This is a genomic window from Streptomyces sp. NBC_00885 (assembly GCF_045207475.1).
In the GTDB taxonomy this organism is placed as follows: Bacteria; Actinomycetota; Actinomycetes; order Streptomycetales; family Streptomycetaceae; genus Streptomyces.
The window spans coordinates 3,697,571-3,712,936 of record NZ_CP108796.1; the positions used below are offsets into that span (position 1 = coordinate 3,697,571).

The 15,366-nt window shown below is 68.3% G+C and carries 13 protein-coding genes; 7 read left to right on the plus strand and 6 right to left on the minus strand.

The genetic code is table 11. The annotated features are described in order from the left end of the window. The first annotated feature begins 146 nt into the window (after positions 1-146). Positions 147-728 (plus strand): HD domain-containing protein, encoded by a 582-nt coding sequence (locus OHA61_RS16635; RefSeq protein ID WP_406303664.1) that lies wholly within the window; start codon positions 147-149, stop codon positions 726-728. Here the strand turns inward: OHA61_RS16635 and OHA61_RS16640 are convergent. Then, the gene (locus OHA61_RS16640; protein WP_406303665.1) at positions 716-1,183 is read right to left on the minus strand and encodes an NUDIX hydrolase; all 468 of its coding nucleotides are present in this window, start codon (positions 1,181-1,183) and stop codon (positions 716-718) included. The genes OHA61_RS16635 and OHA61_RS16640 overlap by 13 nt on opposite strands. After that, positions 1,170-1,940, minus strand: coding sequence for an XRE family transcriptional regulator (locus OHA61_RS16645; RefSeq protein ID WP_406303666.1), 771 nt, complete (start codon positions 1,938-1,940; stop codon positions 1,170-1,172). The genes OHA61_RS16640 and OHA61_RS16645 overlap by 14 nt, the downstream gene beginning before the upstream one ends. Positions 1,941-2,036: 96 nt before the next feature. Between OHA61_RS16645 and OHA61_RS16650 the strand changes: the two genes are divergently transcribed. From OHA61_RS16650 to OHA61_RS16675, 6 genes are all read left to right on the plus strand, one after another. Next, positions 2,037-2,729 (plus strand): HAD family hydrolase, encoded by a 693-nt coding sequence (locus OHA61_RS16650; RefSeq protein ID WP_406303667.1) that lies wholly within the window; start codon positions 2,037-2,039, stop codon positions 2,727-2,729. A gap of 106 nt (positions 2,730-2,835) precedes the next feature. Then, entirely contained in the window at positions 2,836-3,738 is a 903-nt protein-coding gene (locus OHA61_RS16655; protein WP_406303668.1) for a radical SAM protein, read from the plus strand. After that, complete coding sequence (locus OHA61_RS16660) at positions 3,731-4,369, plus strand: hypothetical protein (protein ID WP_406303669.1); 639 nt, start codon at positions 3,731-3,733, stop codon at positions 4,367-4,369. The genes OHA61_RS16655 and OHA61_RS16660 overlap by 8 nt, the downstream gene beginning before the upstream one ends. After that, positions 4,287-4,934 (plus strand): class I SAM-dependent methyltransferase, encoded by a 648-nt coding sequence (locus OHA61_RS16665; RefSeq protein WP_406303670.1) that lies wholly within the window; start codon positions 4,287-4,289, stop codon positions 4,932-4,934. The genes OHA61_RS16660 and OHA61_RS16665 overlap by 83 nt, the downstream gene beginning before the upstream one ends. Before the next feature lie 27 nt (positions 4,935-4,961). Then, on the plus strand, positions 4,962-5,549 hold the full coding sequence (locus OHA61_RS16670; RefSeq protein WP_406303671.1) for a class IV adenylate cyclase: 588 nt from the start codon (positions 4,962-4,964) through the stop codon (positions 5,547-5,549). A gap of 673 nt (positions 5,550-6,222) precedes the next feature. Then, entirely contained in the window at positions 6,223-6,999 is a 777-nt protein-coding gene (locus OHA61_RS16675; RefSeq protein WP_406303672.1) for an aminotransferase class IV, read from the plus strand. A gap of 407 nt (positions 7,000-7,406) precedes the next feature. Here the strand turns inward: OHA61_RS16675 and OHA61_RS16680 are convergent, their stop codons facing one another. From OHA61_RS16680 to eccD, 4 genes are read right to left on the minus strand one after another with little or no spacing between them, the layout of a single operon-like run. Then, a complete protein-coding gene (locus OHA61_RS16680) occupies positions 7,407-8,819 on the minus strand; it encodes a DUF6177 family protein (protein WP_406303673.1) in 1,413 nt (470 codons plus the stop codon). Then, positions 8,816-12,814 (minus strand): type VII secretion protein EccCa, encoded by a 3,999-nt coding sequence (eccCa, locus tag OHA61_RS16685; protein WP_406303674.1) that lies wholly within the window; start codon positions 12,812-12,814, stop codon positions 8,816-8,818. The genes OHA61_RS16680 and eccCa overlap by 4 nt, the downstream gene beginning before the upstream one ends. Next, on the minus strand, positions 12,811-13,980 hold the full coding sequence (locus OHA61_RS16690; protein ID WP_406303675.1) for a type VII secretion protein: 1,170 nt from the start codon (positions 13,978-13,980) through the stop codon (positions 12,811-12,813). Before OHA61_RS16690 ends, eccCa begins: the two co-directional genes overlap by 4 nt. A gap of 10 nt (positions 13,981-13,990) precedes the next feature. Continuing rightward, positions 13,991-15,355 (minus strand): type VII secretion integral membrane protein EccD, encoded by a 1,365-nt coding sequence (gene eccD, locus OHA61_RS16695; RefSeq protein WP_406303676.1) that lies wholly within the window; start codon positions 15,353-15,355, stop codon positions 13,991-13,993. Positions 15,356-15,366 lie beyond the last annotated feature (11 nt).

Genomic DNA, 15,366 nt, shown 5'->3' on the forward strand with positions numbered 1-15,366 from the left:
GCGGGGGCCGTTCGCCTTCGTCTGCGGATTCTCGCAGTGTGCGCCCTGCGCGGGCGCCGCAGTCTCCTCGTCTGCCTGCGCGCGCGACGAGTGCCGCCACCCGTCGCCGCGGCAAACGAGGCCACCCGGAGTGCACCGCGCCGTGCATGGGCATGAACCGCATCATGAACCAAGTCTTGGTGAGCTGGGCGGACAGGTTGGCCGAGGTGGAGCTGAGCGGTCCGCTTCCTCGTCGGTGGGCACACTCGCAGGGAGTGGCGCAGCGTGCGGCCGCTCTTGCGCAGGTCCTGGGCGATGATGCCGACCTTCTGACTTCGGCGGCCGTCCTCCACGACGTGGGGTACGCGCCCCGGCTGGCGGCGACAGGGTTCCATCCGCTTGACGGGGCCCGATTCCTCCGTGATGTGCATTGTGCTGACGAGCGATTGGTGCGGTTGGTGGCGAACCACTCGTTCGCGTTGCTGGAAGCAGAGGAGCGCGGGCTGCGCGAGGTGCTGGAGGCGGAGTTCCCACTGCTCGACGATCAGCGGTTGGTGGACGCGCTGGTGTGGTGCGACATGACGACGACGCCCGACGGGGAGCGGACGGCTGCCGGAGCGCGGGTGGCGGAGATCGTTGGCCGCTACGGTGCTGAGAGTGTGGTGGGGCGGTTCATCCGTCGGGCGTCGCCGGAGATCCTCGCTGCTGTGGAGCGGGTGGAGGCGGCGTTGGCGGCTCAGTCGAGGTAGGGGTAGGTGCCGGCGAGGTAGTCGCCGATCTGCTGGCGCATGCTGGGGTGGATGTCGTACCGGTCGAGATCGGCGGGCTGGACGAAGCGGACGCCGTCGGCTTCGTCGTTGATGGTGGGCTCGCCGCCGATCGGGCGGCCGATGTAGGTGTTCTCGTACTGCTGGCGGATCTCGCCGTCGGTGTAGGCCACGATGTGGTGAGGGTTGGTGTAGACCCCGAGGAAGCCGGTGATCTCGGCGACGATGCCGGTCTCTTCCAGACATTCGCGTACCGCACATTGGGCGGCTGTTTCGCCGATGTCCTGGGCGCCGCCGGGCAGGGCCCACTGGCCGGTGTCGCGGCGGCGCTGGAGCAGGATGGCGCCGCTGTCGTTGACGACGAGCAGGTTGCTGGCGGGGATGAGGGTGTTGGCCTTGGGGGCTTCGGGGTCGTTGTAGTACTCAATCCTGCCCATGTGCGGCGGTCCCCTCCTGGTCGGGCGTCCAGGACCGTGCGTCGGCCCAGACTGCGTCGAAGCTTTGAGCGTAGTTGTCGAACCAGCCGGTGGCATCGACTCTCTTGAGGTGGAGTAAGGGGTTGGCGCTGGCGGGCTGGCCCCAGACGTGCGGGTTGACCAGCAGGTTGTCGTCGTATCGGAAGAGGGAGTTGTAGAGCGTGGTGTCGTGGAGCCGCACCGCACAGCCTGCCTCGGGCAGCAGCGGGCGGTAGTAGGTGAGGGAGGCGCGGATCTTGGCGGCCAGGGTGTCGCCGATGCCTTCTTCCCGGCCCCGGATGGCGGCTGCCTGGCCGTTCGGGTCGCCGAAGCACAAGCGCACCTGGACGCCAGCGGCCGCGCGCTCGGCCAGCATCTTGGCGACGTGCGGGTTGGACTGGGCGAAAAACGTACCGGAGAAGACGAGCACGTCGATCTGTTCCTGGGCACGCTGGAGCAGCGCGAGCCACATGTCCCGGGGGACGCTGGCCCTGTTCTGGTAGGTGCCGACGAGCTCCGTGCCGGATTCGACCTGCCGTCCGGTGCGCCGTTGAGGGGTCGGCCAGAGGAACGTCTCCTCCACGCGAAGGTGCTGGGCGGCACGGAAGCGGTGCCGCGGGTGGGGCACGCGCCCGCCGAGCCAGCGGCCGACGGTCTTGGGGTCCACCTCGCAGGCTTCGGCAAGCGATTCGGGTAAGACGCCGCGCTGGGCGAGTACGGAGTGAAGTCGCTCGTTCACGGAGGCTATACAAGCCGAGGTGGGCACGGCCGGGCAAGGACGTTGTGGGACGTTCCGACGAAGCTGACGGTGCGACAGGATGCTTACGCTGGCGGTATGCAGCTCTTCGTCCTGTGGGACATCGACCACACGCTCATCGACAACGCAGGGGTGAGCAAGGAGACCTACGCCGCCGCGTTTTCGGCGCTGGCGGGCGTCCAGCCGAGCGGAGCACCGCGGACGGAGGGCCGTACGGATCGCCTGATCATGCGCGACCTGTTCCTCCGGCACGGCCTGCCCGAGCCGGATTGGACTGCCACCGAGACCGCCCTAGCCCGCGCCGGAGAGGAGCGATTCGGCGATCTCCGCAGGCGCGGAACGACTCTGCCGGGAGTGCGGGATGCGCTCAAGGCCGTCTCGGCGCAGGATGGTTGGGTGTCCTCGGTTCTGACCGGCAACATCGCGGCCAACGCCCGTGTGAAACTGTCGGCCTTCGGCCTCGACCCGCTACTGGATCTGTCTGTCGGCGCCTACGGGGCCGATGCCGTCCAGCGTCCCGATCTTGTGGCTGTCGCCCGAGAGCGCGTCCACCGGCTGCGCGGCGTGCGGGATGACGTGCCCGTCGTGCTCGTGGGTGACACGCCCCGGGACGTCGAGGCGGCCCTCGCCACTGGCTCCGGGATCATCGCGGTCGCCTCGGGCATCCACAGCCGGGAAGAACTGGCCGCTGCCGGCGCATCTGTCGTGCTGCCGGACCTCTCGGACACAGCGGGCCTCCTCGGGATCCTGGAGACCTTCGCCGCACGCTGAAAACGTCCCAGGACGTCCCTGGACCGTCCGCGTACGCGGTGATGCGGTCCCCGTGTCCACCGCCACCATCGGGTCTCCAACCAGGCAACTGGCCCAGGAGGCCCACGTGATCGGGGAAGTCACCGAGATCCGCAGGATCCGGATGCTGTACCTGCAGCTGCTGTACCGCTGCAACTTCGAGTGCCTGCACTGCTTCCACGGCGAACGGCTCAAGCACGCCGACGCCTTCACCGCCGAGGAGGCCGTCAACCTCATCAGGCTCATGCACGACCACTACGGCACCGAGGCTGTCACCCTTCTCGGCGGCGAGCCGTTCGTCTACAAGGACCTCGCGCAGGTCGTCCGGTACGCCAAGCAGGAACTGGGCCTGCAGGTCGAGATCTGCACCAACGGCTACCGGATCGAGCGCCGGCTCACCGAGATCGCCCCGTACCTGGACCTGCTGCGCATCTCGCTGGAGGGCATTGGCGCGACCAACGACCACATCCGCAAGTCCGGCAGCTACCAGAGCGCCGTGAGCGCCTTCAACCTCGCACGGGAACTCGGCGTCCGGACGGGCGCGACCATGACGGTCACCTCGCGGAACATCGACGAGGTGCTGCCGCTGGCCCGCACCCTGCAGGACGTCGGCGCACGCCAGTTGAAACTGCACTGCCTGAGGCCGGTCGGCAACGCCGCGACCCATCCCGAGCTCCTAGTCACCGATCCGGCTGCGTACGCCCGCCTGCGTGAGCAGCTCCAAGCGGCTGAGCTGTCCATGGAGGTGATCGTCGACGAGGACGTGTCCGAGCACGGCGCCCCGGAGAGCTGTGCGCCCGTAGGTGGCCCGCGCGAGATTGAGCGGATTGAGGCAGATCCGCGAGGCGCGCTCACCATGTCCTGCAAGGCCGTCGGCAAGGACTCGCACGCCTTCTGGTACGAGAAGGCCGCCGACCGTATCGTCCACCGACCGTCCGCCACGGACGAGCTCACCCTCGCTGTACCGGACGTGGTGTACACCAGTGCCTGACCGACCGCTGTTCGAGAGTCTCGAAGGTCTGCGGGGTACCGGAAAGTCGACCATTGCCCCGATGCTCGCGGCGGCCCGGGGAGCCGTCCTGGTCCCCACCGTGCCGCTCCTCTACCAGCCGCTGCGGCGACAGGTAGACCTGCGGGAGAACGTCGAGGCGCGCATGTGCTTCTACCTCTCCGCCCTGTTCACCGCGGCCGACGAGATCCACCGCCATCTGGGCGCAGGCATCCCGGTCGTCGTGGAGAGCTACTTCGCCCGATGCATCGCCACCCACCGCGCCTTCGGGACCCAACTCGGCGTCACACTGCCACCCGATCTACCGCAGCCCACCACCTACCAGCTGCTCTGCACGAAGGACGAACGCCAGCGCCGCCTCGCTGAGCGGATCAAGCCCGCGTCCCGCTGGGACGCCCTCGGCGAGGAGACCGCGGACCGCATCACCGACGCCTACGCCCAGTTCCCGATGCACCGGGTGGACACCACAAGCCTCAGACCGGAACAGGTCGTGCAAGCCATCCTCGCCAACGATAAGAAAGGAGCCAACCGTGGAGACCCAGAGCCTGTGGGAGCACACCCTCACGTTCTTCCCCCAGTTCCTCGCCACGCTGAAGGAGCATGCCTCCGCTGACGCCACAGTCGCGGTCATCGGCGCGAGCGACGGCAAGTTCGTGCTGCCCCTCGCCACCGCCGGCTACCGCGTCATCGCGATCGAACGCGACCCGTTCGCCCTCCACGGAGGCGAGGTCAAACTTCCGGGTGACACCAACGCTCACGCGATAGGACTGATCGACCGGCTCAAACTCGAAGGGCTCTACGACCGGGTGCAGGTCGTAGAGGAGGACTTCCTGCAGGCCGAATCCCCGCAGGCTCACTGCGATGCCGTCTGGACGAGCTGCTCCTGGCACTACAGTGCAAATCACCACCGCCCGCTCGCTGACTTCGTCGCCCGCATGCAGTCCCTGGTCCGCGTCGGCGGCCTGTTCGGCGCGGAGTTCATGATGCCCGTCGAACAGCGCCACTCCCACATCGAGCACTACACATCCCCCGAGAAGCTCGGCCACCACTTCGCCACCGACTGGAACGTTCTGCTCACGCTGCAATCGAACGAGTTCACCGAGCGGCCTCACGTCGGCCAGCTCCAGGACCACACGCACCGCATGGGCCTGCTCCTCGCGGCCCGCACCGCCAAGTAGCCGCAACAGCAACCTAAGAAGAGGATCATGAAGCACGAGTACGAGGCCAAGTTCCTGTCCGTCGACGTGACCGACCTCCAGTCCAAGCTGACAGCCCTGGGCGCCACGCAGACGTTCCCGCGGACCCTCCTCACCCGCAAGATCTTCGAGAACGACGCCCTCGACAACGGCCAGTGGATCCGCCTCCGCGACGAAGGCACCCGCTCTACCCTGACGCTCAAGCAGGTCACCGACTCCACCACGATCGACGGCACCACCGAGATCGAGACCGAGGTCACCGACCTGCACGCCATGGCCGACATCCTGCGCCGACTCGGACTGCGCGAGGTCCGTTACCAGGAGAACTACCGCGAGGAGTGGCGTCTGGGCGAGGTCGCTTTCGACTTCGACACCTGGCCCGACCTTCCGACCTTCGTCGAGATCGAGGGACCCGACGAAGCGTCGGTCCGCCAGGCAGCCGCCCTGCTCGACCTCGACTACGCCGAGGCCCGCTTCGGCAGCGTCGACGAAATCTACAAGAGCGAGGCCGGCCGCGACATCCTGGCCGAGCCCACCCTCCTCTTCGCCGACGCCGAAGGAGCCGGGACACCCACGGCGACGGCCGAAGGCCGCTAATCCCCCGGGGTGGAGCGGCGCTTACAGAACTCGCGTTACCCCACAGACTGATACCAGGCATCGCAGAATTCGCCCGCGGCGGTCTGCCTGACCCAGCAGCTACAGACGACGGCAACGAGTGGGTAGACGGCTTCTGCTGGCTCTACTGCGGCCAGCAGTGGACGCGCGTCCTATGGATCGGCCCCGCAAGCGTTGCCGGCGCCCAAGCACCGATGTACGCATGTGGCCCCTGCATCCGTGCCCTCCAGGAGCGGGTCTGGCACTCCATCCTCCTCAACGATGAAACCGGCTCGGCCCGAGCAGCCGAACACTCCCACCGCGGCGGAGCCCGCCGGACGTCGCGCAGGCAGGCACCACGGCCAAAGCAGGCTCCTGCACCGTCGGTAAGCCCCCGCCCTGGTCACGGAAGTGCCCTGCCGAACCCCCGCGGCACGAGCCCCGTGACCAGGGCGGGCTCCACGCTGTCGGCAGCCTGAGCACGGGCATCGAAGCTTCCGCTGCTGGGCTCTTCGCCTCACCGGCGGTTGTGTCCACGCTCTTGCCGCACCCAACATCCAGAGCCGGAGTCGAGACCATAACCGCATGTGACCGCCGAACCTACAGAACTTCCCTTTCTCCAGGCAGGGCTTAGACAACCTGCAGCCACTCTCGCGCTGAGACACTGGCCCTTGTGATGGAACTGAACGGTCGACCCGCCGATCCCGAGTCCCTGAAGGCCCTTGCTCTTACCAACTACGGGCACTTCACCTCGATGCGCGTGGACAACCAGCGTGTACGCGGCCTCGCCCTCCACATGGAACGACTCGAGCATGACTGTCGAGCCGTGTTCGGTACTCAGATCGACACCGGCCGCGTACGGGAGTACGTGCGTCGATCCGTAACCACGCACAATGGATCGTTCGTGGCGCGGGTGAGCATCTTCGACCCCGCCCTCGACATCGGGCACCCCGCATCTCCTGCCACGCCACACGTCCTAGTGACCACCCGCCCTGCCGCTCCCGTGCCCCTGCCGCCCCTGCGCGTGAAGTCCATCCCCTACGTCCGCGATCTGGCCAGCGTGAAGCACCTCGGGCTGTTCGGCTCGCTCCACGCCAGACGCACCGCCCAGCTCGCTGGCTACGACGACGCCCTGTTCTGCGGCACAGCCGAGCTCGTCTCCGAAGGCGTGACATGGAACATCGGCTTCGTCGACGCCGAAGGCGCCATTGTGTGGCCCAAAGGTGATGTGCTGCCTGGTGTCACCATGACGCTGCTCCAACAGCACCACGACTACGCCACCACCCCCGTGCCTCTCACTGCGGCCCGCGGGATGCAGGCCGCGTTCGCAACTAACACCAGCATCGGAGTCCGCGCGATCTCGGCCATCGACGACGGCCCGCTGCGGACGGAGCACCCGGCACTGTCTTCGTTGCGAGACACTTATCTGAGCCTGCCCGGCGACCAGGTGTAGCAGCGTCTGCCGTCGAGGTGTCTGCTGGAACTGACGCGGTACAAAGAGGGCGAGTAGCCAACCGCGTGCCGCGGCGTGAGTAGGTCCTCAGCCGCCTCTCAACGTTGCGCCCTGAGATCGTGGGCTGTGTGGGGCACGGGCCCCTCCATCCGTAGTAGCAGAACCCTGTGTGGGAACGTTCGACCCCCAGACCTTCCTGCGCAACCCGCCGCAGTGCACTCCGGCGCAGTCGGCATTCCGCACTGCGCTCCATGTCTCACGGTGAACGCGGTCGCGGTCGGCAGAAACAACCTCGGCCATCTGCAGGAGCGGACCGACTCCCTGGACATCGAAGTGGATGAGGAGACCGTCGACCAGTACTGCCGCCTTCTACGAAACCGCCGTCAGGGCTGCGGTGGGCTCAGTCATCAAGACTTTTGCGCGTTCTTCAGGTGCTGGGTCAGCTGTTGGAGCATGGTCCCTGCCTGGGCATTGGTGCCGTCGCCGAGGACATAGTGGAGGGCGGGGCGTGCTCGGCCGAGCTGGATGGGTTGCAACGCCAGGGGTGGGCGGCTGGCGTGGCCCAGCCCGATGTCGTGGACCGTGTCGATGCCAAGAGTGAAGGCCACAGGTATTGGGGGCGCCTCGAACCTTGGGGCAACGGTGAGGTCGCAGGTGGCGGGACGGAGCGAAGTGAGCATCGACGTCAGATGGTGCTCGGCGGCCAGCGTCTCGGCGAGTCCTTCGATGGCGTCGAGGGGCGGGATCTCGCCGGGATCGTAGCCCAGAGCGAGGGTGATGTCTTCCTCGACACCAGCTGTGGTGCGCGTGATCTGGACGGTGGCGATGGCGGGGCGGTCGGGGTGGCCGATAGCGATGAGCCATGTGGGTCGAGGAGCGCGGCTGCGGGCGAGGTCGGTCAACTGGCGGGTGGACCAGGGAAGATTGACGGGCTCGGCTGTGCTCCAGCCGGCCGGGGGCGCGCCAGTGAGGAGCTGCCAGGCGGTTTCGAGTGCGGAGCCCAGCATGAGGTCCGCCTCCGGTGCGTACCGCGTGCGGAGGGAAACAATGAGTTGGCGCTCGCCGGTGCCGGAGATCTGGGTAAAGGCCTGTGCGACGGGGGTGGTGCCGGAGTCGGTTCGGGCGGGAGCGAAGACTCCGTCGTGCCATTGCAGTAGGGCGCCGGAGAGGCCGTCGTAGTAGCCGCATTCTGGGTCTTGCACGACCCAGCGGTTGGGGTGGCCGCGTAGCGCGATGCGGGTGGGCAGGGTGAGGCGGGAAGACTTGGGTGTGACGATCTGGAGGGCGCGGTCGCTGGTGGTGGCGGTGCGCAGGGCCTCGGAGAGCCAGTTAGTCATGGCGACGACGGGGCGGTCCTGGATGACAACCGCAGCCTTGTCGGTGAACACGTCGACGCCCAGGGGTTCGGTGTCGGTGGGCGGGGTGGCGGCTGTGCCAGGGGTGAGGGGGACGACGTCGGTCGTTACCGGGCCCGCGGGCCATGTGGTGCCGCTGAGTACGGAGACGAGGCGGCCGGCGAAGGACCGGGCGAGGGGTTCGGCCTCGGGGGCGGTGGTGACGGCGCGGGCTTCGGTCCACCAGAGTGGGCTGTCCCAGGCGCCCGTGTCGGCGCCGAGGAGCCGTCTGATTTCGCCCCGGACTTGGAGGAGGATCGGGGCTTCGATGGAGACCAGGGGGCGCCCACCCGGCCTGCAGAGCTGGATGACGGCTCCGTCGGCCGTCGTGTTGATTGCCACGTCGGGCCCTCCGGCGTAGAGGCCCGCGAGGATCGTGCGGATGTCGGGCATCTGCGGGGTGAGGGCGATGACGTCCTTGGTCACGGGTGCTCTGTTTCTGTTGCCTCGGGTACGAGGGCGGTCTGGATGAGCTGGTGGGGACGGCCGCGGCGGACCAGCGTGCCCCGGCCGGGCGGCTGCGCGGATGCGTACAGGCCGGGGAAGAGCTGTCCCTCGGTGCGGTCACCTGCCATGACCAGGGCGGCGGTGCCGGTCTCACGCAGTGTGGTCAGGAACGGCTCGTACAGGGCGCGTGAGGAGCCGGCGACGCGGCGGGCGACAACGAAGTGCAGACCGATGTCCTGCGCGGACGAAACGTACGGCAGGAAGGGGGCGAGGGGCTGTTGGCCAGCGGTGGTGAGGATGTCGTAGTCGTCGACGAGGATGACGATGCGCGGGCCGTGGAAGGCAGGGCCGTCGGCGAGGGTGTCGTGGTCGACGCTCTCGTCAGGCAGGCGTTTCTCCAGCTCGGTGGCGATTCCAGCGGCGAGCCCTGCGCTGATCTTGGCGTTGTGGGCGTAGCCGCCGCGGTACGGCTCGGGGACGGTGCCGCGCAGTCCGCGTCGTGGGTCGAAGACGGCGAAGACCAGCTCGTCGTCGCTGTAGCGGTCGATAAACTGCTGGACCACGAGCCCCAGCAGGTTGGTCTTGCCGCATTCGTTGTCGCCGAGGATTAGCAGATGCTGGTCGTGTTCGAACAGGTCGAGGAGTACGGGGTCGAGGGCGTCCTGGTCGACACCGATCGGGATCCGCTTCGGCTCGGCGGCCACCGACGGCAGCCGCTGCGCGGGCAGTCTGGTGGGCAATACCCGTACAGGGGAGGCGAGTTCGCCGTGCCACGTGGTGCGTATCGCCCAAGCCGCGTCTTCCAGGGCCGGTCCGAGACCGCCGGCGGCGGGGACGGAGTCGATCCGGGGCAGAGCGGCCTGGGCGAAGAGTTTGCCGTCGGTGAGGACGCGGCCGGGAGTATCGGGGCCAAGAGTCTCGGAGAGCTTGCGGTCGATGGAGGAGTCGGAGGGGTCGTTGAGGCGCAGTTCGAGCTGGGTGCCGAACAACGACTGGGTGGCGATCCGCACGTCGTTCCAGCGCAGCATGCCCGCCACGATGTGGATGCCGTAGCCGCTGCCGCGCTTGAGGAGGTCAGTGACGGTGTCGTCTAGGTCGGCGAACTCGTCACGCAGCGCGCCGAATCCGTCGATGAGCAGCACGATGTCGGTGGCGCCGAGTTCGGGCAGTCCGCCTTGGGCGCGCAGTTGGCGGAGCTGGTCGACGGAGTCGATGCCGTGCTCACGGAAGGCTTCCTCGCGGGCGGAGAGCATGGCCCGGATCTCGGCGACGGTGCGTGCGGCGCGTTCACGGTCGACACGTCCGGCGATGCCGCCCACATGCGGAAGACCGGCCAGGACGGCCAGGCCGCCACCAACGAGATCGAGACCATAAAGGGCGACGTCGGCTGGGGTGTGGGTCAGGGCGAGTGAGAGCGCGAGGGTGCGCAGCAGGGTGGTCTTGCCGGATTGCGGGCCACCGATGACCGCCACATGGCCGCCAGCCACGGTGAGATCGACGGTCCACGGTCCCTGCCACTGCCGGGCGGGGTCGTCTAGCAGTCCGAGCGGCACCCGCATCCGGCCCGATCGGAGGGCGAGGTGCATACCGCGCTCGGAGACCTGAAGCGGACCGGCTGCCGAGTCGAGGGTGACGGCGTCGGGCAGCGGGGGCAGCCACACGCGGCGTACGGGCTCGGCCGCGGTCCGCAACTGGTCGACCATCGTCGACATCACAGTCGGTCCCGTTTCCCGCTCCCGCATCGCCGACTCGGCTCCCGTGACAGAGATCGCATCGTCGGCGAGCGAGTTGAAGCAGTGGTACGGCAGAGCTCGCGGCCTTTCGTCCGCCGCTTCGGTCAGCGCGGGGCCCCGATAGACGCCGGAGACGTACCCCGCCTTGAACCGTTCGTAGGTGGATGTGTCGACCTTGAGATACCCGAAGCCCGGCAGCGGCGGCAAATGAAAGGCATCGGTGGTGTCCAGCACCGTGCGCGACTCGTCGGCGGAGAAGGTCCGCAGGCCCAACCGGTAGGAGAGATACGTGTCCAGGCCCTTGAGCTTGCCGCCCTCGATGCGCTGGCTGGACAGCAGCAGATGCACACCGATGGACCGGCCGATCCGGCCGATGGACAGGAACAGGTCGATGAAGTCGGGCTTGGCGGTGAGGAGTTCACCGAACTCGTCGATGACGACGAAAAGATGCGGCAGTGGCTCGAGCTCCGGGTGCATCGCGCGCTGCGCCGCGTAGTGGCCTATGTCCGCCACATTGCCCGCGTCCTTCAGTACCTGCTGGCGGCGCTTGACCTCACCCGCGAGGCTGGTGTGGACGCGTTCGACTAGACCGGCCTGATTCTCCAGATTCGTGATCACCCCGGCGACATGCGGGAGTTCGGCGAACGGCGCGAAGGTCGCGCCGCCCTTGTAGTCGATCAGCACCATCGCCAGATCCTCCGGCGGATGGGTAGCGACCAAGGCGAGGACGAGAGTGCGCAGCAGTTCACTCTTGCCGGAACCGGTCGCTCCCACACACAGCCCGTGAGGCCCCATCCCCAGCTCGGAGGACTCCTTGAGGTCCAGCAGTACCGGCTCGTGGCGGTCGTTCACACCAATCGGCACGCGCAGGAACGCCCGCTCCCCACGGGGCAACCACAGTCGATCTATGTCCAGGGCTGCGGGATCGTCGATTTCCAGCAGTACAGGGAAGTCGACCGGCCCGGACACCGGGGTGCCCTCCGCCACCGATTCAGCCGAAAGCCTCAGCGGGGCCAGCATGCGCGCGAGGCCCTCCGCTGCCGGGACCGAGACGGCATCGGAGGTGCCGGACGCTGCCGGGGCGTCGGGGGTGCGCAGGTCCTCGACCATGACCCGGTCGCCGTCGACCGCGATGCGCACGGTGACCTGGTCCGGCTCGTGCACCTGGTGCTGAAGCAGGTGCAGCACGGTGACACCCATGTCGGCCAGGGCAACAGCCGCATCGGGGCGCGGCAATTCGGTCGCCGTCTCACCGTACTCGTCACTGACCACCAAGAGCCGGTCGATGAGCTTCAGCGCGTGTCTGTCGGACAGTCCACGCCGCACCTCGGCGGCGTAGGACGCCCGCTGCCGCAGATCGGTGCCGATGAGCCGGGCCAGCTGCGGCAGGCTCGGTGCGATCCGTCGCGCCGCGACTGGTCCGTCGTTCTCCTTCTCATCCAGTACGTGCGGGAGCCACTTGGCCCACTCCCACTCCGTCAGCTGCTGGCCGGGCACGCCGAGAGCGATCGCCAGATCGTCCGGTGCGTGCGTGACGGCGGCCTGAATCAACAGGACCCTGGCGACCCGCAGCACACCCTCTCGATCCCCGACGATGCTGATGTTCCCGACCCGGTCCAGCGGCACCGTCAGCGGAAAGTCGGTCGCCGTGGTGAACCGGGTCACCAACGCGCGGGCCTCGTTGAGCATGAAGGGGTCCGGCGGAGTCAGCACTCCGCCGGCGCTGTTCTGGCCGATCGACAGCTGCTGTGTCGGTACATCCCCGGTGCCGATGCGTACCCGCAGGAAGTCCGAATCCGTACGGCGGTGTTCCCACAACCTTGCCGGATCCTGCACGAGGTCATACAACGCCTGCGGCGGCGGATAGAGCAGCCGGGCCGCCCGGCGCTGCTCCCGCTCGCTTAGCGCCAACTCTTCGCGCAGCTCCTCCAGGTACTCCAGATACCGCTCGCGCTGGGTGCGCCGAGTGCGCTGCGCCTTGCCCCGCTGGGACAGAAACAGCGCCAAGGCGCCCATCAGTGCGATCACCAGCACCACCGCACCCAGACCCGCGAACTGGCTGGAGCGAATCACGGTCATCATCACGACCGAGCCCATCACGCCGGCCATCGGCAGCAGCGAGGTCGCGGCGCTGCCCATTTTGCCCTCGGGCAGGTTCGGCGGCGGTTCGATCGTGCGTGGCTGTGCCGGGGCGAGCGGGCGGGTTGACCGGGCAGGGCGATGGACCAGCCGCAGCGTCATCGCACTCTCACCGCCCGCTCCATCGCCTCGGCGGCCAGCGAAGTGGCCGCCTGCCGGGTGGCTTGACCGAGCTGAGCGGTGTGGATGGGGCCTCCTTGGGCCAGATGACGGTCATAGGGGAGCGCCACCACCGTGACTCCCGTCTCCCGCAGATGCCCGGTGGCCGACTTGAGATCCAGTGTCATGTCGGGAGAGCTCGCGGTGAGTGCGACCACCGTGGTAGCGAGCGCAGAGTGCGACAGTTGGGCAAGCCAGTCCAGCACCACGCGGGTGCCGCCCACGCCTTCCGCGGTCATCGGGGCCACCACAACCCGAGCGTGCGCGGTGTCCATCGCAGTTCGAGCCACCTCGCCCGGCAGGGTCTCGCAGTCCACCACGGTGACAGCGAAGTACCGCCGCAGCGCCAGCGACACCGTCCGGTACGTCGGCGTATCGAGCGGCGCACCGACCCGGCCCTGGCCCGCAGGGAGCAGCCAGCCACCGTCCGCCACCGGCACGAGATAGCCGGTGACATCGGTCAACTGCATCGAGGGGGTAAGAATTTGAGCAAGCTCCCGGCACGACCACCGAACCGACTCCGCGCCGAGCCGGACCGAAAGGGTGCCAAGGGCGGCGTCTGCCTCCAGCGCGAGCACCGGGTCGTGCCGGTAGTGGTTGAAGGTCCGGGCAAGCAGGGCAGACGTCGTGGTCTTGCCCGCCCCGCCCCGGATCGAGGTGACCGCGATCACCCGCCCGGTGGTCACCGGTTGCTGCACCTCCCGCGCGAGGCGCGTCTCCTCGGCAACCTCCTGAGAGGCGGAAGCGGTGAGTCTACTCAGCGAGCGTCCGGTACGCCGGGTGATCGAGTCCCCGTGCAGCGGACGCCCCATAGCCCGGGCCAGATGCGGATCGACGGTCGGAATCGACTCCGGCGTGACCATGGGGAGCCGCGGATCCTGCGCGGCCGGGGCGGCGGGCTGCTGCGCAGCCCGCCCTGTGTGCGGGAACAGATCCGCTGACCGGACGGAGGGGCCGCCGCGTGGCTCGACGGGCGCTTGGGACGCGGCAGCGGTCGGGGGCAGGGCAGATGGACTGGGCACAGGCTGATCAGGTGCAAGGGGCTCGTCCGCCGCGACATCCTGCCTCAACTCGCGCAGCACATCGCGCTGCCAATCCCCCTGAGTCATCTCCGAACCCCTACGCGAATGTGCCGAGCAGACGGCCGTACACACCGAAGACCCCAAGCACCAATGGGCCCAGAGCGATCACACCGACCGACTCCAGCGCGTCACCGAACCGCCGTAGCCGCACCCGTACATGCTCGGCCGGCTGAACCGACAGCACCACGAGCGAAATCACCGCCAGCACCGACAGGAGGGCCAATGGCCCCGCTGCGCTTGAACGCTCCAGCCACACCCAGGACAGCCGCACGGTCACCAATGCGGCAGCCGCCAGCAACGCCACAACTTCGGCGACAAGCGGGAACGCCCGCGCCCGGAGAGCCAGTACGACGGCGACGACTACGGCGAGCGGTACAGTCCACGCTGTCGGCACCTGCAGCACCAGGACTCCGGCGGCGGCTGCTGAGACCGCCATGACGACAGTGGCGAGCGTCAGCCCGCGATGGGTCGCTGCGAGCGCGGTGGACACCTCGTAACGGCTCACCGACACCCCGCCCGAGCGGCGGTCGTCGAGTGCGGAAAGTCCCGACGACATCAACGCCAGCCGGGGCAGCACCCCCAGGACCACCACCGACACGACCGCCAGCAGCACGCCCGTACGTACCTGGCCCGCTACCGTCCCGTCGCCCGGCTGCAACGCCGCCGCGATCTCCCAGGAGGCCGTGCACCCGGCCACCGCCCCGGCGCCGACCAGCCCGCCCCGCCCCAGCGGCGACACCCAGCCCAGCAGGAGCAACGCCACGACCAGGGCCGCGGCCACACCGACGAGACGCATCCCAACGGACCACTTGTGTGCATCCGCCAGGGTCCAGGCCCCCAGCACGCCAAGCGCCCCACCCATGACGATGAGCGTGGTGGCCAAGCCGCGCCGGCCCGTCCTTCCGAGCAACACACCCGTGAGCGCCGCCACGATGGCCAAGGCCAGCAGCACACCGCCGACCGCCGAAAGATCGAACTCGGTTCGGGCCAGTGCTCCGGCTGCGAGCGCCCATCCGACGGCAGCGAGTCCCGCCACCGTCCGCCGAGCCGCTGGCTTCCAGCGCCATGCCCGTACGTCCAGATCGTCTGCGGCCTCGTCGGTGACGTCGTGCACCACCGGCGCCGACGGAGCGTCCTCTGCGCGCACCAGGCGCAGTACTGCACCGTCCGCTACACCTGCTGACTCCAGTGTGCTGTCATGCGCGAGCGCCGAACCGTCCGCTGTGACGAGATGCCGCAGCATCGGCCGCGCCGACACCTGATCGTCCAGCAGCCGCATCACTTCGGGCAACAGCAGCCCGACCGGCTCCTGCGAAGGGAGTACGAGATCAACACGCCGCCGCTCGCCGACCAGAGTGACCCGGCTCAACGCCGTACGGCTCAAAGATCCCGCAGATATCACGCGTTCGAACC